The sequence below is a fragment of the Pseudomonas sp. ASL3 genome (genome assembly GCF_056680425.1).
On record NZ_CM155281.1, the window covers coordinates 6,351,008 to 6,369,394 of the forward strand.

Annotated in this window: 13 protein-coding genes; 6 read left to right on the plus strand and 7 right to left on the minus strand. The window is 59.0% G+C overall.

The features are described from left to right. Positions 1-204: 204 nt before the first annotated feature. On the plus strand, positions 205-981 hold the full coding sequence (locus tag AC1MEE_RS29185; RefSeq protein WP_480412891.1) for a ferredoxin--NADP reductase: 777 nt from the start codon (positions 205-207) through the stop codon (positions 979-981). Positions 982-1,264: 283 nt separating this feature from the next. On the opposite strand, the gene mscL is transcribed toward AC1MEE_RS29185, so the two are convergent. Then, positions 1,265-1,714: a large-conductance mechanosensitive channel protein MscL gene (gene mscL, locus AC1MEE_RS29190; protein WP_480412892.1), complete on the minus strand. Its 450-nt coding sequence runs from the start codon at positions 1,712-1,714 to the stop codon at positions 1,265-1,267. Between the two features lie 196 nt (positions 1,715-1,910). Between mscL and radA the strand changes: the two genes are divergently transcribed. Then, the gene (gene radA / locus AC1MEE_RS29195) at positions 1,911-3,278 is read left to right on the plus strand and encodes a DNA repair protein RadA (protein ID WP_480412893.1); all 1,368 of its coding nucleotides are present in this window, start codon (positions 1,911-1,913) and stop codon (positions 3,276-3,278) included. A 147-nt stretch (positions 3,279-3,425) separates the two neighbouring features. On the opposite strand, the gene AC1MEE_RS29200 is transcribed toward radA, so the two are convergent. Further along, positions 3,426-3,794, minus strand: a complete 369-nt coding sequence (locus tag AC1MEE_RS29200) for a PilZ domain-containing protein (protein WP_480412894.1) — start codon at positions 3,792-3,794, stop codon at positions 3,426-3,428. Between the two features lie 128 nt (positions 3,795-3,922). Between AC1MEE_RS29200 and AC1MEE_RS29205 the strand changes: the two genes are divergently transcribed. From AC1MEE_RS29205 to yjiA, 3 genes are all read left to right on the plus strand, one after another. Next, positions 3,923-5,992 carry a carbon starvation CstA family protein gene (locus AC1MEE_RS29205; RefSeq protein WP_480412895.1) on the plus strand — a complete coding sequence of 690 codons (2,070 nt, stop codon included), beginning with the start codon at positions 3,923-3,925 and terminating at the stop codon, positions 5,990-5,992. Between the two features lie 36 nt (positions 5,993-6,028). Further along, positions 6,029-6,226 carry a YbdD/YjiX family protein gene (locus tag AC1MEE_RS29210; RefSeq protein WP_480412896.1) on the plus strand — a complete coding sequence of 66 codons (198 nt, stop codon included), beginning with the start codon at positions 6,029-6,031 and terminating at the stop codon, positions 6,224-6,226. A 101-nt stretch (positions 6,227-6,327) separates the two neighbouring features. Then, positions 6,328-7,320, plus strand: a complete 993-nt coding sequence (gene yjiA, locus AC1MEE_RS29215; RefSeq protein ID WP_480412897.1) for a GTPase — start codon at positions 6,328-6,330, stop codon at positions 7,318-7,320. A 126-nt stretch (positions 7,321-7,446) separates the two neighbouring features. Here the strand turns inward: yjiA and glyA are convergent, their stop codons facing one another. Together glyA and AC1MEE_RS29225 are read right to left on the minus strand one after the other, a co-directional pair. Further along, positions 7,447-8,700 (minus strand): serine hydroxymethyltransferase, encoded by a 1,254-nt coding sequence (gene glyA / locus AC1MEE_RS29220; protein ID WP_480412898.1) that lies wholly within the window; start codon positions 8,698-8,700, stop codon positions 7,447-7,449. A gap of 180 nt (positions 8,701-8,880) precedes the next feature. After that, positions 8,881-12,759 carry an EAL domain-containing protein gene (locus tag AC1MEE_RS29225; RefSeq protein ID WP_480412899.1) on the minus strand — a complete coding sequence of 1,293 codons (3,879 nt, stop codon included), beginning with the start codon at positions 12,757-12,759 and terminating at the stop codon, positions 8,881-8,883. A gap of 405 nt (positions 12,760-13,164) precedes the next feature. Between AC1MEE_RS29225 and ettA the strand changes: the two genes are divergently transcribed. Next, positions 13,165-14,829, plus strand: coding sequence for an energy-dependent translational throttle protein EttA (gene ettA / locus AC1MEE_RS29230; protein WP_480412900.1), 1,665 nt, complete (start codon positions 13,165-13,167; stop codon positions 14,827-14,829). 146 nt (positions 14,830-14,975) lie between these two features. Here the strand turns inward: ettA and AC1MEE_RS29235 are convergent, their stop codons facing one another. The 3 genes from AC1MEE_RS29235 to AC1MEE_RS29245 all read right to left on the minus strand — a co-directional run bounded on the left by AC1MEE_RS29235 (position 14,976) and on the right by AC1MEE_RS29245 (position 18,119). Beyond that, a complete protein-coding gene (locus AC1MEE_RS29235) occupies positions 14,976-15,473 on the minus strand; it encodes a GreA/GreB family elongation factor (RefSeq protein WP_480412901.1) in 498 nt (165 codons plus the stop codon). Between the two features lie 201 nt (positions 15,474-15,674). Further along, a complete protein-coding gene (locus AC1MEE_RS29240) occupies positions 15,675-17,540 on the minus strand; it encodes an Lnb N-terminal periplasmic domain-containing protein (RefSeq protein ID WP_480412902.1) in 1,866 nt (621 codons plus the stop codon). A 90-nt stretch (positions 17,541-17,630) separates the two neighbouring features. Next, positions 17,631-18,119, minus strand: a complete 489-nt coding sequence (locus tag AC1MEE_RS29245) for a DUF3015 domain-containing protein (protein ID WP_480412903.1) — start codon at positions 18,117-18,119, stop codon at positions 17,631-17,633. Positions 18,120-18,387: the final 268 nt, after the last annotated feature.

The window sequence follows — 18,387 nt, forward strand, 5'->3', positions numbered from 1 at the left end:
ATTCTCAGAAATATTACAGTGCCTGCTCGGGCGAGATTGAAATTATTGGACCTTCTGGTTATGAGGTTTTGTTTTTAGACCATTTGCTTATTGTTCACGGGTACTTTTCTTTTAAATGCCACTACAAACCGGCGGTGTTTATCGACGTCGCTTTGCGGGACACTGGGCGCCTCTCTTTTTAGTTACAGGAGCCAGGAGCGCCCCATGACTGCCAGCGCAGAGAAGTTCACCCGCCAGACGCTGCTCGACGTCACGCCATTGACCCCGCATCTGTTTACCTTGCGCACCACACGCGACCCGGGCTTTCGCTTTCGCTCGGGCCAGTTCGCACGTCTGGGTGTGACCAAGGCCGATGGCAGCATCGTTTGGCGGGCGTACTCGATGGTGTCCTCACCCCATGACGAATTTCTCGAATTCTTTTCCATCGTGGTACCGGACGGAGAGTTCACCAGCGAACTAAGCCGCTTGCGCGAAGGCGACTCACTGCTGATCGATCGGCAGGCCTTCGGCTATTTGACCCTGGACCGCTTCGTCGACGGGCGTGATTTGTGGATGTTATCCACAGGCACCGGCGTCGCGCCGTTCCTGTCGATCCTGCAGGACTTTGAAGTGTGGGAAAAATTCGAACGCATCATTCTGGTCTACAGCGTGCGTGAAGCCCGCGAGTTGGCGTATCGGCAACTGATCGCAGGGCTGGCCGAGCGGGATTATCTGGCCGACACTGCCGACAAATTACTGTTTTTGCCGACCGTGACTCGTGAGCAATACCCAGGCGCGCTGTCTGGGCGTATCACTCAGCTGATTGAAAATGGCGAGTTGGAGCAGGCTGCCGGTCTGGAGATGACCCCGGAGCACTCGCGAGTCATGCTCTGCGGCAACCCACAAATGATTGACGACACCCGTCATCTGCTCAAAAAGCGCGATATGCAGCTCAGCCTGAGCCGTCGACCAGCACAGGTCGCGGTGGAGAACTACTGGTAGCGGTGTGTGTCTGACACACCGCCGTCGTGGGCAAGCTCGCTCCTATCAAATAACCTATAAATAATTGAAAAATAAAGAATAAATTTTAAATTCGACACCGATCCCCTGTAGGAGCTGACTTGTCTGCGATCGGCTGCGAAGCAGTCGCAAAATGGCTGGACACAATATCGCTGGAAGGTCCTCCGGCCCTTATCGCAGACAAGTCAGCTCCTAGCACTTCCGGGCAGAAGCGGGACCGAGTTCGCTACGCGACAGTGCGGAATCTCCTACATGGGATTTGCAGTCAACCCAACCGGGTCGGATCGACAGTCACAGTCTCCAGCGGTTTGCCGTTCTGCGCTTTCAACAAGTCGCGAATCTCGCTGAGCAGCACTTCTTCCGGGCTCGGAGTGGCGGGCAGTGTTGGCGCCACAGCCTCTTCGCGTTTGAGGCGGTTGATGGCCTTGACACCCATAAAGATCGCAAACGCTATGATCACGAAGTCGATAATCGACTGGATAAACTTGCCGTAAGACAACATCACCGCAGGCAGAGTGCCTTGGGCAGGTCGTAGGAGGACGGCCAGATCGCCGAAATCTACCCCGCCTATCAACAGCCCCACCGGCGGCATGACAACATCGCCGACGAACGACGAAACGATTTTTCCGAAGGCCGCGCCAATAATGATCCCGACAGCCATGTCGACCACGTTGCCTTTAACGGCGAAGGCCTTGAACTCGCTTAGTACGCTCATAGGTTATTCCTTGTTACAGATGAGTGGGCCTACGCAGTGTAATTCAGCTATATGCATCGTGCCCTGCGACCTGGCAATCGACCGAACTTTACCCGTTCAGTTTCATCCGACGGGCAAATACGCGCGGCAGGCCCGTACTGACTCGCAGAAGCGCCAACCTACGTTATGATTGCCCCCTTTTAAAACTGGGGTGGTTATGGCCAAGGCTAAGCGCATGTACGGCTGTACCGAGTGCGGTGCGACTTTTCCAAAATGGGCTGGCCAGTGCGGCGAATGTGGCGCCTGGAACACCCTGGTCGAAACCGTGCTGGAAAGCGGCGCCGCAGCCCCTCCGAGCGGGCGCTCTGGCTGGACCGGGCAGCAGGCGCAGATCAAGACCCTGGCTGAAGTCAGTGTCGAGGAAGTCCCGCGCTTCTCCACCAACTCCACCGAACTAGATCGCGTGCTGGGCGGCGGCCTGGTGGACGGTTCGGTGGTGCTGATCGGCGGCGACCCCGGCATCGGTAAATCGACCATTCTCTTGCAGACCCTGTGCGCCCTCGCCGAGCAGATGCCGGCGCTCTACGTCACCGGTGAAGAGTCCCAGCAACAAGTCGCCATGCGCGCCCGACGCTTGGGTCTGCCCCAGGACAAGCTGCGGGTAATGACCGAAACCTGCATCGAAACCATCATCGCCACGGCCCGCATCGAGCAACCCAAGGTCATGGTGATCGACTCGATCCAGACCATCTTCACCGAGCAACTGCAATCGGCGCCGGGCGGTGTGTCGCAGGTGCGCGAAAGCGCGGCGCTGCTGGTGCGTTACGCGAAACAGAGTGGTACGTCGATCTTCCTCGTTGGCCACGTCACCAAGGAAGGTGCGCTGGCCGGTCCTCGCGTCCTCGAACACATGGTCGATACCGTGCTGTATTTCGAAGGCGAGTCAGACGGCCGTCTGCGCCTGCTGCGCGCAGTGAAAAACCGTTTCGGCGCGGTCAACGAACTGGGTGTATTCGGCATGACCGACAGAGGCTTGAAAGAAGTCTCCAACCCTTCGGCGATTTTTCTGTCCCGCGCTCAGGAAGAAGTACCCGGCAGTGTGGTCATGGCGACCTGGGAAGGCACCCGGCCGATGCTGGTGGAAGTCCAGGCGTTGGTCGACGACAGCCATCTGGCCAATCCACGTCGGGTCACTCTCGGTCTGGATCAGAACCGACTGGCCATGTTGCTGGCTGTCCTGCATCGCCATGGCGGTATTCCTACCCATGATCAGGACGTATTCCTCAACGTGGTCGGCGGGGTGAAAGTGCTGGAAACTGCTTCCGACCTCGCCTTGATGGCCGCCGTCATGTCCAGCCTGCGCAACCGCCCGCTGCCCCACGACCTGCTGGTGTTCGGTGAAGTCGGCCTGTCCGGCGAAGTCCGCCCCGTGCCCAGCGGTCAGGAGCGCTTGAAAGAAGCCGCAAAACACGGCTTCAAACGCGCCATCGTACCCAAAGGTAATGCCCCCAAAGAGGCGCCCGCGGGCCTGCAAGTCATCGCCGTGACCCGGCTTGAGCAGGCGTTGGACGCGCTGTTCGAATAATTCGCTTGCTGCGGGAGATAGAAGGCCAACCCATAGGGTTGGCCTTCTATCTTGGGAAAAAACGTGTTGGCGAATGGCTTGACGCGGTGTGTCTGACACACCGCTATCGCGGCGGGACGCGTAGTTGCAGGCCCGCCCAGAGTTACCTCACCCCGCCACCAACGCCCTCATCTCCCGTTCCAGCTCCTCCATATCCCCCAGATTCAGCTCGATCAACCGCCGCAAATGGCTGATTGACTCCAGCCCGATATGCAAACAAACCAGCCCCAGTTGTTCGTTCTCTTCGTGGGTCAGTTGCACGTCCATGCGCACGTCGACGTCTTCGCTCAGGTGGATATCGACGGCGAAGGGTTGGTTCGGGTCGCCGAGCCATGGGGCGGGGCGGTGGATGAGCAGGCCTTTGAGGGACAGGTCGATCAGTTGCACGGGCCAGCGATTCGGGCCTTGGCTGAGTTCGGTTTTGGCGTCGAAGGCGATGCGTTTGAAGCGTCGGCGATCTGCGTGTGATTCGGTCATGATGTCACCCTCTGATGCGCTGACTATAGCGTCATACTAGACCATGGTGGTGGGGGATGGTCTTTCGCGCTGGTGGGGCTAAACTTGAAGGGCCGCTCTTCTAGTCCACTCAGTTGGAAAATAAAAAAATGAAAAACAGTAATAGCCTGCTGCGCCATGTGCCCTGGCTGATCCTTGCAGTCGTTGGGGCATTTGCCTTGGGAGTCGTGGCTTTACGTCGCGGAGAGGCAATCAACGCGTTATGGATTGTGGTTGCGTCTATTGCGATTTATTTGGTCGCTTATCGTTATTACAGCTTGTTCATCGCCACTAAAGTGATGCGGCTGGACCCTAACCGCGCCACCCCGGCGGTACTCAATAACGATGGTCTGGACTATGTGCCGACTAACAAACATATTCTTTTCGGTCACCACTTTGCCGCCATCGCCGGCGCTGGCCCTCTGGTCGGTCCCGTGCTGGCTGCGCAGATGGGTTACCTGCCCGGTACACTCTGGCTGATTGCCGGTGTGGTATTTGCCGGTGCGGTGCAGGATTTCATGATCCTGTTCCTGTCTACCCGTCGCAACGGTCGCTCTTTGGGCGAGATGGTGCGTGAGGAGATGGGCCAGGTGCCGGGCTCTATCGCCCTGTTCGGTTGCTTCCTGATCATGATCATCATCCTCGCGGTGCTGGCGCTGATCGTGGTCAAGGCCCTGGCGGGTAGCCCGTGGGGCATGTTCACGGTGCTGGCGACGATCCCGCTCGCGATGTTCATGGGCATTTACATGCGTTACATCCGCCCGGGCCGCATTGGCGAGATCTCGTTGGTGGGTGTGGTTCTGCTGTTGGCTTCCATCTGGTTCGGTGGCCAAATCGCTGCCGATCCGGTGTGGGCCAAGGCCTTCACTTTCACCGGCGTGCAAATCACCTGGATGCTGGTCGGTTATGGCTTCGTTGCGGCGTCATTGCCGGTCTGGCTGCTGCTGGCGCCCCGGGATTACCTGTCCACTTTCCTCAAAATCGGCACCATCATCGCCTTGGCGATTGGCATCCTGATTGTTTCGCCTGAGCTGAAAATGCCGGCGTTGACTCAGTTCGTCGACGGTACGGGCCCGGTCTGGAAGGGGGCGTTGTTCCCATTCCTGTTCATCACCATCGCCTGCGGTGCGGTGTCCGGCTTCCACGCACTGATCGCTTCGGGCACCACGCCGAAGTTGCTCGATAGCGAAGCCAACTCCCGCTACATCGGTTACGGCGCGATGCTCATGGAGTCCTTCGTGGCGATCATGGCCATGGTTGCAGCTTCGGTCATCGATCCGGGCGTGTACTTCGCGATGAACAGCCCGGCGGCGATTGTCGGCGCCGACGCTGTCACGGTGGCGCAGACGGTCAGCAGTTGGGGCTTTGCCATCACCCCGGACGCGTTGATCGCAGTGGCCAAGGACATCGGCGAAACCACCGTGTTGGCCCGTGCCGGTGGCGCACCGACCTTGGCCGTGGGTATCGCGCAGATCCTGCACCAGGTCCTGCCGGGCAAAGACACCATGGCGTTCTGGTACCACTTCGCGATTCTGTTCGAGGCGCTGTTCATCCTGACGGCGGTGGATGCCGGTACCCGTGCCGGTCGCTTCATGCTCCAGGATTTGCTGGGCACCATGGTGCCCGCGCTTAAACGTACTGAATCGTGGACAGCCAACCTGATCGGGACTGCTGGTTGCGTGGCGATGTGGGGCTACCTGCTCTATCAAGGTGTGATCGACCCGTTGGGCGGGATCAATACCTTGTGGCCGCTGTTTGGTATTTCCAACCAGATGCTCGCCGGTATCGCGCTGATGCTCGCCACGGTCGTACTGATCAAAATGAAACGCCAACGCTTCATCTGGGTCCCCCTGCTGCCGGCTGTGTGGCTGCTGGTCTGCACCACGACGGCAGGCTTCATCAAGCTGTTCGACGCCGATCCGGCGGTCGGTTTCCTCGCCTTGGCGAGCAAATACCGCGCAGCATTGGAGGCGGGTAAGGTGCTGGCTCCGGCCAATAGCATCGATCAGATGCAACACGTGATCTTCAACGCTTACACCAACGCTGCGTTGACCGCGCTGTTCCTGTTCGTGGTGTTCAGCATCCTGTTCTACGCGATCAAGGTCGGTGTTTCGGCTTGGGGCAGCAAACAGCGTACGGATAAAGAGGCGCCATTCCAGGCGTTGCCGGAAGCACGATGAGCCCAAGTTCAACTGGCTGCAATGGAGGAGCTGTACATGTTCAATGACCTGAGTCGTCTCGGGAAATACCTCGGTCAGGCCGCGCGCCTGATGGTGGGCATGCCTGACTATGACAATTACGTCGAGCATATGCAGATCAAGCATCCGGACAAGCCGGTGATGACCTACGAGGCGTTTTTTCGCGAACGCCAGGAAGCACGTTACGGCGGAAAAGGCGGTCCGAAATGCTGCTGAGCCTTTGATGGACTGTAGTTTTTGACCCCGCGCCACGCCAGTCGTGGCGCGTTTTCGTTTCTGGGGCTGGTTATGAAGAGCATTAAAAAGCAGGAGTACGCATGACTGTTTCGCAACCCATTCCGGTCACTGTCCTCAGTGGCTTTCTCGGCGCGGGCAAGACCACATTGCTGCGTCATCTGCTCAAGGCCGAACATGGCCTGAAAATCGCCGTCATCGAAAACGAATTCAGCGATGCCGGGATCGATACCCAATTACTCGGCACGGAGCCGGTACAGGTCATGACCCTGTCCAACGGCTGCGTGTGTTGCACCATTCACACGGATCTGACCAAAGCGCTGTATCTGTTACTGGAGCGGCTCGACAGCGGAGAGATCACCTTCGACCGCCTGGTGATCGAATGCACCGGCCTGGCCGACCCGGCCCCCGTGGCGCAAACCTTCTTCATCGATGAGGAGCTGCGTGAACGCTACATCCTCGACGGCATCATCACTTTGGTGGATGCGGCCCACGCCGACCAGCACCTGACCCAGACCATCGCCCAGGCTCAGATCGGTTTCGCAGATCGCCTGTTGGTGAGCAAACGCGATCTGGTGGATGAGGCAGCCTTCGAGGCATTGAGCGAACGACTGACCCGCATCAACCGCCGTGCGCCGATCCGCGTGGTGGAACACGGCAACATCGATCTGTCTGAACTGCTGGACGTGCGCGGTTTCAACCTCAACGCCGACCTCGGCGGCGGCGTGACCTTGCGCCCGCTGATGCCGGTGACTAGCGCTACCAGCATCGACCGCATCACCAGTCTCGTCCTGCGCAGCGACAAGCCACTGGATATCGACAAGCTCAGCGAGTTCATGAACGAACTGCTGGAAGACCACGGCAAACAACTGCTGCGCTACAAAGGTGTACTCAACATCGCCAACGAACCACGGCGCATGGTGTTCCAGGGCGTGCTGAAGCTCTACGGATTTGACTGGGATACCGAATGGGCTGAAGACGAAAAACGCGAAAGCGTGATCGTGTTCATTGCCGATGAATTACCGGAAGAGAAGATTCGGGCGGGGTTTGCGCGAGTGTCAGACATTTCGCGTTAATTCCATTCGCAGCGGGACGCGTAGTTGCTTGCAACTGCGCGTCCCGCTGCGAAAGCGATCTTCCAGACAACAAAAAGCCCCGGCTCTCGCGAGTCGGGGCTTTTTATACAGCCAATAACGGGGCGATTAAGCGCCGTACACCGGCAGTTTGGCGCAGATGGCTTTGACTTTCGCGCGAACGCTGTCGATCACGGCATCGTTGCTCAGGTCAGCCAGGATGTCGCAGATCCAGCCAGCGAGTTCCTTGCATTCGGCCTCTTTGAAGCCGCGAGTGGTCACCGCTGGGGTGCCGATGCGCAGACCGGAGGTCACGAACGGGGATTTTGGATCGTTTGGCACGGCGTTCTTGTTCACGGTGATGAAGGCGCGACCCAGTGCGGCGTCGGCGTCTTTACCGGTGATGTCCTGCTTGATCAGCGACAGCAGGAACAGGTGGTTCTCAGTACCGCCGGACACGACGTCGAAGCCGCGCTCAATGAACACGCCAGCCATGGCCTTGGCGTTCTTGACCACTTGCTGTTGGTAGGTCTTGAACTCAGGCTGCAGCGCTTCTTTGAAGCAGACAGCCTTGGCCGCGATCACGTGTTCCAGCGGACCGCCCTGGGCACCCGGGAAGACAGCGGAGTTCAGCTTCTTCTCGATGTCGGCGTTGGCTTTGGCCAGGATCAGGCCGCCGCGTGGACCGCGCAGGGTTTTGTGAGTAGTGGTAGTGACCACGTCAGCGAACGGAATCGGGTTCGGGTACACGCCAGCGGCAACCAGACCGGCTACGTGAGCCATGTCGACGAACAAGTACGCGCCGACTTTGTCAGCGATTTCGCGGAAGCGCGGGAAGTCCAGCACTTGCGAGTAAGCGGAGAAGCCCGCCACGATCATTTTTGGCTTGTGTTCAACCGCCAGACGCTCGACTTCGTCGTAGTCGATCAGGCCGTTGCCGTCGATGCCGTACTGCACCGCGTTGTACAACTTGCCGGACGAGCTGACGCTGGCGCCGTGGGTCAGGTGACCACCGTGGGCCAGGCTCATGCCCAGAATGGTGTCGCCGGTTTGCAGCAGGGCCAGATAGACCGCGCTGTTGGCCTGGGAGCCAGCGTGTGGCTGGACGTTGGCATAATCGGCGCCGAACAGTTCTTTAGCACGGTCAATGGCAAGCTGCTCAACCACGTCGACGTATTCGCAGCCGCCGTAGTAACGCTTGCCTGGATAGCCTTCGGCGTACTTGTTGGTCAGAACCGAGCCCTGAGCTTCCATGACGGCGGGGCTGGTGTAGTTTTCCGAGGCGATCAGCTCGATGTGCTCTTCTTGGCGCTGAGCTTCTTGCTCCATGGCGGCAAAGAGATCGGAGTCGTACTTGGCGAGAGTCAAATCACGGCTGAACATGGCGGTCCTCAAGGATCGGGGCAGTAGAAAAGGGGAGCATTCTAACCCATCGGGTTTTATCTGGCATATGAAAGGCAGTCATGTGGCAGATGAGCGGGATTTGAGCGGCAAGCTTCAAGCGGCAAGCCACAAGCACAAGCGGATCACTTGCAGCTTGCGGCTTGAAGCTTGCAACTGCTCTTAGTCGAACATAAACAACGCATCATTGCTGAATTGCGCTTCGAAGCGATTGGCCGGCATCGGGCGGCCGAACAGGTAGCCCTGAACTTCGTCGCAGCCATGTTCGCGCAGGAACTCCAGCTGCTCATGGGTTTCCACGCCCTCGGCGATGACCGCCAGGTTGAGGCTGTGGGCCATGGCGATGATGGCGCGAGCGATCTGCGCGTCCTGCTCGCCCGAGGGCAGGCCATCGACGAACGTGCGGTCGATTTTCAACACGTCGATGGGGAATTGCTTGAGGTAGTTCAGTGACGAATAGCCCGTACCGAAGTCATCCACCGCGATGCTCAGGCCCAGGCGTTTGAGGCCGTCGAGGATCTGCATGGCTTCGTTGACTTCACGCATCAGGATGCTTTCGGTCAGTTCCAGCTCCAGACAGGCCGGCGGCAGGCCGATGTCTGTAAGGATGTTGGCGATGCGCGTGCCCAGTTGGCCATCGGAGAACTGTCGCGCGGAAATGTTGACTGAGACTTTTGGCACCCGGACCTTGGCCTGGTGCCAGCTCTTGAGTTGACGACACGCCTCGGTCAGCACCCAATCGCCGACTTCCACCACCAGCCCGAGTTCTTCGAGCACCGGAATGAAATCGCCCGGCGGCACTAGACCGCGGCGTGGGTGACGCCAGCGCAGCAGGGCTTCTGCGCCGGTGAGGCGCTTGCCATCGCCGCTGAACTGCGGTTGGTAGTACAGGGTGAATTCCTGTTGTTCGAGGGCATGCCGCAGATCGCTTTCCAGCTCCAGACGCTCAAGGGCGCTGGCGTTCATGTCGGCCTGATAGAACTGGAAGTTGTTTTTGCCGCGCTCTTTGGCGTGGTACATGGCAGTGTCGGCGTTTTTCATCAACTGACTCAGCTCGTTGCCGTCTTGCGGGCTGAGGGCGATGCCGATACTGGCGGTGACAAAAAACTCGCGGCCTTCGAGCACGAAGGGTTTTACCAGACTGCCGAGAATCTGTTCGGCGACATGGATCGCGCGGTTCAGAGCGATCTGCCGGGTAGCGCCCGGTTGCAGCAGCAAGGTGAACTCGTCGCCACCCATGCGCGCCACAGTGTCATCGTCGTCGACGCAGCCCAGCAAGCGTGTGGCCATTTCCTTGAGCATGCGGTCGCCGGCTGCGTGGCCGAGGGAGTCGTTGATCGGCTTGAAACGGTCCAGGTCGAGGAACATCAGCACCACCCACGCCTGCTGGCGCTCGGCTTGTTGCAGCGCGGTGTGCAGACGATCCTGGAACAGCGTGCGGTTGGGCAGGTGCGTCAGGGCGTCGTAATAGGCCAGGCGATGGATGCGTTGCTCGCTGGCCTTGCGCTCGCTGATGTCGCTGAAGAAACACACGTAGCTGGCGAGGTCGCCTTCGTCGTCAAACACTGCGGTGATGCCGACCCAGGCCGGATAATGCTCGCCACTGCGGCGCTTGAGCCAGACTTCGCCTTCCCAGCTGCCGCGTTGATGCAGTTGCTTGAGGACGTAGCGCAGGTGCGCTTCCTGCTGATCATCGACGGTCAGCATGGTCGGCAGTTGATCGAGTACTTGTGACACGGCATAACCGCTGACGCGACTGAACGCGTCGTTGGCCTGGACGATGTAACCGGCCGGGTCGGTGATCAGAATCGCCGACGTGGAATGTTCGAATACCGTGGCGGCCATGCGCAGGTCTTTTTCGGCGCGACGCTGCTGACTGATGTCGCGCCCGACACCCAGAATACCTTCAAACGCCCCGTGTTCACCCCACACCAGCACCAGACGCAATTCGATAGGGATCTTGCGCCCGTCGGCTCGCAGGCAATCGAACAGGAACAGCTGCGTCGGCAAGTCCGCGCGCAGTTTTGCCAGCGCGTCGGGTTTGCCCAACGCCTTGCTGACGCGGTCGAGCAGCGAGTACATCCCGATCAGTTGCTGTGGGTTGGCGAGGGTCGATTGCCAGCCGTTGTCGAGAATCCAGTCTGCGCTGTAGCCCAGAATGGTTTGCACCGAAGGGCTGACATAGTTGGGTTTCAACACGCTGTCGGTGGAGAAAATCACGTCGCTGATGCTTTCAGCGAGCATTCGGTAGCGTTGCTCACTGTCGCGCAGGGACTCGCTGGCTTCGACTTGCTCGGTGATGTCCTTGGCCACGCCGATGATCCGCGTGACATGGTCGTGCTTGTCGCGCGCCAACGCTTGCTCGCGGATATCGAAACGACGCCAGCGGTTATTGCGGTCACGAAAGCGCAATTGGCATTGCATCAACTCGACATGCCCGGACTGCCGCTGTAGCAAACGCATGTCCTGATAGCGTTCGGCATCGTCCGGGTGCAACAGAATTTCCCAGAAGTATTCGCCCATCTGCAGCAGTTCGGTCTTGTTGTAGCCCAGCGTCTGCCCAAGATGGTGGTTGCTGTAGATCATTTGCTGGCTGAGTACATCCTGCACGTACAGGTGATCCGGCACGGTGCGCACCACGTCCGACCAGAAACTTTCGCGCTCGAGCAACGACAACTCGACCCGCTTGCGGCTGCTGATATCGCTGATGCTGAGGATCACTGCGGAGTAGTCGATCGGTTGCTCCGGCAGACGCATCACCAGCCACAAGTGCTGGTCTTCGCCCTGTGGATTGGCCAGGCGGGTTTCCAGTTCGAGCCGGCTCTGTTTGTTAAGCACAGCGTGGATCAGTTGCAGGCCGATCCCCTGTTGGCAGCATGGATCACCCTTGATCAGTTGCTTCCACGCCTGTGCGCTTGACTCGACGTTCAGCAGATCAAGTGCAACCTGATTGACTTCGGTAATGCGCAGTTGTTGCAGCAGTTCCTGACACAGCTCCGGTTCGGTCTCCAGCAAACGATTCAGGTCATCGCTGCTCTGTAACTGCAGCCTCTCCAGATGGCTTGGCAGCCCTGACAGGTTCAGCACGCAGAGCGCGATGCCGGTGCCGTCGAAAATACCCTGATAGCGGCGTTTGCTCTCGTACAACTGGCGTTGGCGACGGCGCAGGCTGGTCAGGGCCAGCAGCGGCAACAGCGAGCACAGCAGCCCGATCAGGCATTTGCCGATCAGTGGCGGCAGCAACACCAGTCGCGCTTTGTCTGCATCGAACAAGCCACGCAATTGCCAGTCGCTGTTGGTCAACGTCGACAGTAAGACGTTCTGGACATCGTTATCGCTGTTGTCTACGGAGCTTTCGACACGGCCGGTTTGCGCCACACTGGTGTCATCGCGATAGATGACCTTCTGGGTGAGGTGATTCTCCAACTGCCAATTGGGCTGGAAGTCTTGAGCCTTGTGGTGAGTGAGCATGGTCAGCACTTCGGGCGTCATGCGCAGGGCCCAATAGCCTTTTGTCGTTTCGCCAGGCTGGCGCACCAGCAAATAAATCTGTGAGCCATCCGCTGCGTTGGCGAAGTAATAAGGATGTGCCTGACTGCGCTGCATCAATTGTGTGAGAAAGGCTGCGTCGCCGGGCGGGGTGGTATCGCTGCTGGCGCTGTCGATCACTACTTCGCCCGCTGCATTCAACCAGGCCGCGCTGCGCAATGAGGGCAAGCTCTGGCGCAGTTTTTCCAGCACCCGTGCCTGTTGTTCGACAGTCTGGGGTTGCTGTTTCGGGTCATCCAGGAGGTTGAGTGCCATCTGCGCATTGAGCGCCATGTTCAGGCTCAAGCGGTCGGCCAACAAGGCGCTGTAGTCGAGGCTGCGTTGGCGTTGGCGATCCTGGGTCTGCTGGAATTGATCCATCAGTTGCCAGAACAGCAGCACGAGCATCAGCAGCACCAAGGCCGCAAGCGCACTTTTCAATGAGCCGCGCAAAGGCGCAGTGGGCGCGCCTATAGGTGTGCGCAGAGAAGAAGAAGGCGTTGATGTGGACAAACTTTAATCCTGACGGCTGGACTGAAGCAGCGAATGCGAAATGCACTATAAGCTGGACGCCCGGAGGGCGGCTAGCATGCCTTGATATGTGGCAAAGTGCCAGCCCCATTGGGCTGGATGGTTTGCCCTGCCGGGTGCATTCGGGTAGCTTTGCCCAACGCGCGGTGTAGCCCGTTTCCTACAATAGTGATTCCACTGCTTGCAAGCATTGATCCAGATCCAGCTGAAACGAGGTCGGCAATCGATTTCCGGTTTGGAACTGTTTCATTCAAGGCTTCAATCTGTCTGGCGGCAAGTGCCGTAGATAAATAAAATTGAACCGCTATTTTCGAAGCGCGCACAACTTTCGGGACGTGCACAACGCTCGCACTCTATTCACAGCCACAGACATCAGGTTTTCTTTCCATGGCTCAATACGTCTTCACCATGCATCGGCTGAGCAAAGTTGTGCCGCCGAAGCGGGAAATTCTGAAAAATATCTCCCTGTCGTTTTTCCCGGGCGCCAAGATCGGCGTACTCGGCTTGAACGGCTCGGGTAAATCCACGCTGTTGAAAATCATGGCCGGTGTCGACACTGAGTTCGACGGCGAAGCTCGGCCAATGCCAGAGCTCAACGTCGGCTATCTGCCGCAAGAGCCACAGCTGGATCCGACCAAAACCGTGCGTGAAGTGGTCGAAGAAGCGGTCAGCGTGATCAAAAATGCGCAGGCGCGTCTTGATCAGGTCTACGCCGAATACGCCGACCCGGACGCCGACTTCGACAAACTGGCCGCTGAACAGGCCAAGCTCGAATCCATCTTGCAGGCCAGCGACGGTCACAACCTGGAGCGTCAACTGGAAGTCGCCGCCGATGCGCTGCGTCTGCCTGCCTGGGACGCGAAGATCGAACACCTCTCCGGTGGTGAGAAACGTCGGGTTGCTCTGTGCCGCCTGCTGCTGTCGGCCCCCGACATGCTGCTGCTCGACGAACCGACCAACCACCTGGACGCCGATTCCGTCGCCTGGCTGGAGCACTTCCTGCACGATTTCCCGGGTACCGTGGTTGCGATCACGCACGACCGGTACTTCCTGGACAACGTCGCCGGCTGGATTCTCGAACTCGACCGCGGCGCGGGTATTCCGTACGAAGGCAACTATTCGGGCTGGCTGGAAGCGAAGTCCGATCGTCTGGCCCAGGAATCCAAGCAGCAGACGGCCCATGAAAAGGCCATGAAAGACGAGCTGGAGTGGGTTCGCAAAGGTGCCAAGGCGCGCCAGTCCAAATCCAAGGCGCGTCTGCAACGCTTCGAAGAAATGCAATCGCAGGAATTCCAGAAGCGCAGCGAGACCAACGAAATCTACATCCCGGCCGGTCCGCGTCTGGGTGACAAGGTCATCGAGTTCAAGAACGTCAGCAAGGGCTATGGCGACCGCGCATTGATCGACAACCTGTCGTTCAGCATGCCTAAAGGTGCCATCGTCGGTGTGATCGGTGGTAACGGTGCCGGTAAATCGACCCTGTTCCGCATGCTGATGGGCAAGGAAACGCCGGATTCGGGCAGCATCGAAGTGGGCGACACCGTGCAACTGGCGTGTGTCGATCAGAGCCGTGACGACCTGGACGGCAAGAAAACCGTATGGGAAATGGTGTCTGCCGGTTCCGATCAGATCCGCATTGGCAACTATGAAATCCCGTCGCGCACTTATGTCGGGCGTTTCAACTTCAAGGGCGGCGATCAGCAGAAGTTCGTCAAGGACCTCTCGGGTGGTGAGCGCGGCCGCTTGCACCTGGCGTTGACCCTCAAAGAGGGCGCCAACGTCCTGCTGCTCGATGAACCGTCCAACGACCTCGACGTGGAAACCCTGCGTTCGCTGGAAGAAGCCTTGCTCGACTTCCCTGGCGCCGCGATTGTGATCTCTCACGATCGGTGGTTCCTGGACCGGGTAGCGACCCACATCCTCGCCTACGAAGATGACTCGCAAGCCGTGTTCTTCGAAGGTAACTACACCGAGTACGAAGCCGACCGCAAAAAACGCCTCGGCGACGCCGCTTCCCAGCCGCACCGGGTACGCTACAAAAAACTGGCCTGATAAAAAACGGAGCCTGCGGGCTCCGTTTTTTTGGGTACACAAATCTACTGTAGGAGCTGCCGAAGGCTGCGATCGGTTGTGCGGACAATGAAGGTCTTTCAGACCTTATCGCAGCCTTCGGCAGCTCCTACAGGACCGAGGCGCGGTCAAACATCCGCTTCAATCCCCAGAATCTCAATCATCTGATCCCCCGCCGGGCGCTTCCACAGCACTTCATCGCCCAATTGCGCGCCCAGCAGCGCTCGGCCCAACGGCGAGCCCCAATTGATCAATCCGTTGGCGGCATCTGCCTGGTCTTCGCCGACCAATTGCACCCGTTGCTCTGCGCCGTTTTCATCGGCGAACGTCACCCAGCTGCCGATCTGCACCTTCTCGGTCGAGATTGCGGGTGTGACGACTTGTGCGCTGTGCAGGCGTTGATTGAAGTAGCGCAGATCACGCTCGAGGTCGGCTTGACGCTGCTTGTCCGCCCGATCACCCAAAGCCGATTGTTCGCTGTGTTGCGCCTGCAACTCGGCCACGCGCGTCTGCAACTGCCCAAGCCCGTGGGCGGTGACGTAGTTGGGTTGCTCGCTGACCAGTCGTTCCACCGGTTGGCTGGCTTGTTCGGCGGCTTGATCTTCATTGACGAAGGCGCGGCTCATGGCATTTCCTCCTTGTAGGAGCTGACTTGTCTGCGATCCAGTGCGAAGCGCTGGCAAAAATGGTGAATTCACCACCGCTGGAAGGTCCTTCGGCCCTTATCGCAGACAAGTCAGCTCCTACGCCCTCCGGGCAGAATCGAGACCGAGTTTACTGCGCGACGGCGCGGGATCTCCCACAGATCTATGTGTATCAGGCACTCATCAATAGTGATACCACTTCATTTCCAGCATCACTTCGTTGACCGGCGATGCCAGTTGGCTGAATTCACGCTGGGCGCTCAGGCGCAGGCCGAGGTTGCGCGACAGTTCCCATTGTTGGTTCAGGCTGACGCTGCGACGCACTTCGCCGTTGGTGAAGTAATCGCCCTTGGCTTCCAGGCTCAGGTTGCCCAGCGGGTTGCGCCAGAGCAGGCCGGTGTTGAAGCCGGCGGCCGGTGACACCAGGGCCGCGAAGTCTTCGTTGTGTTCGACGCGCACCGTGCCCAGCGCAAAACCGAGCATGTCGTCGCCCAGCTGCCAAGTGCCGCCACCGCCGCCGTTGACGTGGCTGACCAGGGTTTCGTCGCCATGCTTGCCCAACACCCGCTCCAGGCCCCCCGCGACCTGCCAGGACCAGGGCTGGAGGAGGGCGTTGCGTGGGGTCAGGGAGCGAATGGTCGCCAGGTCGAGCTGTTGCAGTTGCCAATGATTGCCTTCGTACTGGCGCAGCTTGAGCTGCAGGATTTCGATCTGCGCCCCCAGCGGGAAACCGTAGGCGTTGTCGTTCAGGTCGTGATACGCCATGCGCAGGCCATATTCGGCGAACGCTTTGTCATCACGGCTGCCCGCGCCCAACTGCCAGGTGCGGGACTCGTGGCCGTCTTCCGGCAAGCCGGGGCGGTCGATTTCCTGCGGTGGCGGCGGATTCTGGCTGATCGCACGCAGCAGCTCGAAACTGCGCTGCGAGCGTTCAGTGTCTCTTTCCTGACCGTTGGCGCGGTAGCGTTCGAGGCGGTAGGCGGCGTCTTGAATCAACGCACGGCGCTCTTTCGGCAGGGCCTGGTAGTCACTGTTTTGCAGTTGTTTCTGGTCGGCGCTGACATTCAGCACCCACTGTTGTTCATCGCCGTTCAGTGGCGCGGCGCGGCTGAGCAGTTCGCGCTCGCGGGACGGTCGATAATCGGTTTTTTCCACCAGACCTGCGTCTTTCACGGCGCGTACGGTATCGGTGGGAATGGCGGTCAGCGGGAACGACCGGGTCAGGTTCAGGCTCGGTCGCGCAACTTGCAGCAACTCCAGCAGGCGATACGAGCAGTTTTCGTCGAAGAAGAAATAGCCGAAGCGAATCTGCTTGAGCTCCCAGACATGCTCGACCATTCGCCCGGTTTCTTCCGGGGTCAGGTTAAGCCGGTATTCCCATAGGTCGCGGTTTTCCAGGCTGCGGTATTCGGAGAGTTTTTCCTGATAGGGCACCAGCGCGAACAGGCCGGGATAGCCCCCCATCAAACCTTTCCAGGCATACAGGATGCTGTTGTCCATGCCTTCGATGTAGGCACCAAAGTTGATCGCGTAGCTGAGCAGCGCCGTATGATTTTTCTGCACATCAGCCTGATCGATCCGCAGCAGGGTGTGGCCAAACATGGAGGACGGGCTGTTCAGATAGGCTGCGGGAAAAATCAGCACAGTGCTGTCCGGCGCGATGTCCTTGAACCACTGGTTGAACGCCTTGCAGTCCACGACAGGCAGATCGGTCAGATGCAGTTGTTCACGCAGAAAGCGCGTGCGCGCCGGGTACACGCATTGGGCGTGCTTGTCCTGATCAGTAGGGTCTTCGCTGGCAGGCGCATAAATGGCATTGAGGGTGGCGCTCAGCTCTGCCGCCGGGTCGTGGGCGCCGTCAGCGGCGAGAAAGAACTTGGGGTCGTCGACATAGCTGCGCCAGCCACCGAGCTTGGCGGTTTCATAGTGGCCCAGGGATATCCATAAGTGCGTGTTTGCCAATGGCTGCAAGCGATCGTTGTCGATATGGGGCGCGGCATACAGCGGGGCGCAGACACAGAGCGCCACATAGGCAAGGCGTTTGAGCATAGAGAGCAACTAGTCAGGAGTGAGGGCAACCAGGCAGTTTGCGTCGCAACAAAATCCTGCCCCCTGAACCGGGGGGCAGGCGGGTCGACCTTAGGCCTGAGTCGCGTATTTGGCCAGAACAGGGTCGCTTTTCAACACGGCAAGGGTGTTGGTGTGGACATCCTCGGCGGTCACGTCAGCTTTGCTGAATATTTGCTGGAAGTGCTCGTGGGTGACTGCGGCGAAATGCGCGCGGTCTTCTGGTGCAACGCCCAACACCACCGCGTATGTGGTCAACGCTTCCCCTTGGCCCACGGCCATGTCCTTGGACAGCTCATCCATCATGCCATTCATGGAGATCCAGGATCTCCCGCCGTAGGTCAGTGCTGAGTTGGTGGAGCAGCCGTTCGTGCCGGAGGTCATACCGAAGGTCGCGTTGCCCGACGTTCCGTTCGTCGTGGAGGCCAGGATGTGAGCCGGAGTGCCCCGCTGGCCTTTGAACAGCATGTTGCCCCAGCCGCAATCCGGGCCACCTGGAGCCTGGGCCAGGGCGTTAAGGGATACCACGGTGAAAAGAGTACCGAGAAGAATCCGTTTCATAGCTGTGTTCTCTTTTGTGTTCAACCAAATATCGGGTTCCTGGCCGATCACCGCGCCAGGGTAAGCCAGCTTTACCACTTCCGGCCGCGTAGTTTGGAGTTTAGGCACGATCCTCGGGTTCCGTGGTTTATCGCAAATAGTTATCTAACCAGCGACTTTTTCTGCATCGAGGCGGGGTCGCGCACGATTGGAAAACATTCGGCTTCTGCGCGCCTTGCCAGCCGGGCACAGCGAGCGCCAGAATGCCCTCATCTGCCCCGCCTGATGT

Bases quoted from the DNA above. Each gene is read 5' to 3' on its own strand.
- AC1MEE_RS29185 (WP_480412891.1), top strand. From the start codon at position 205: ATGACTGCCAGCGCAGAGAAGTTCACCCGCCAGACGCTGCTCGACGTC.
- mscL (WP_480412892.1), bottom strand. From the start codon at position 1,714: ATGAGCGTACTAAGCGAGTTCAAGGCCTTCGCCGTTAAAGGCAACGTG.
- radA (WP_480412893.1), top strand. From the start codon at position 1,911: ATGGCCAAGGCTAAGCGCATGTACGGCTGTACCGAGTGCGGTGCGACT.
- AC1MEE_RS29200 (WP_480412894.1), bottom strand. From the start codon at position 3,794: ATGACCGAATCACACGCAGATCGCCGACGCTTCAAACGCATCGCCTTC.
- AC1MEE_RS29205 (WP_480412895.1), top strand. From the start codon at position 3,923: ATGAAAAACAGTAATAGCCTGCTGCGCCATGTGCCCTGGCTGATCCTT.
- AC1MEE_RS29210 (WP_480412896.1), top strand. From the start codon at position 6,029: ATGTTCAATGACCTGAGTCGTCTCGGGAAATACCTCGGTCAGGCCGCG.
- yjiA (WP_480412897.1), top strand. From the start codon at position 6,328: ATGACTGTTTCGCAACCCATTCCGGTCACTGTCCTCAGTGGCTTTCTC.
- glyA (WP_480412898.1), bottom strand. From the start codon at position 8,700: ATGTTCAGCCGTGATTTGACTCTCGCCAAGTACGACTCCGATCTCTTT.
- ettA (WP_480412900.1), top strand. From the start codon at position 13,165: ATGGCTCAATACGTCTTCACCATGCATCGGCTGAGCAAAGTTGTGCCG.
- AC1MEE_RS29235 (WP_480412901.1), bottom strand. From the start codon at position 15,473: ATGAGCCGCGCCTTCGTCAATGAAGATCAAGCCGCCGAACAAGCCAGC.
- AC1MEE_RS29240 (WP_480412902.1), bottom strand. From the start codon at position 17,540: ATGCTCAAACGCCTTGCCTATGTGGCGCTCTGTGTCTGCGCCCCGCTG.
- AC1MEE_RS29245 (WP_480412903.1), bottom strand. From the start codon at position 18,119: ATGAAACGGATTCTTCTCGGTACTCTTTTCACCGTGGTATCCCTTAAC.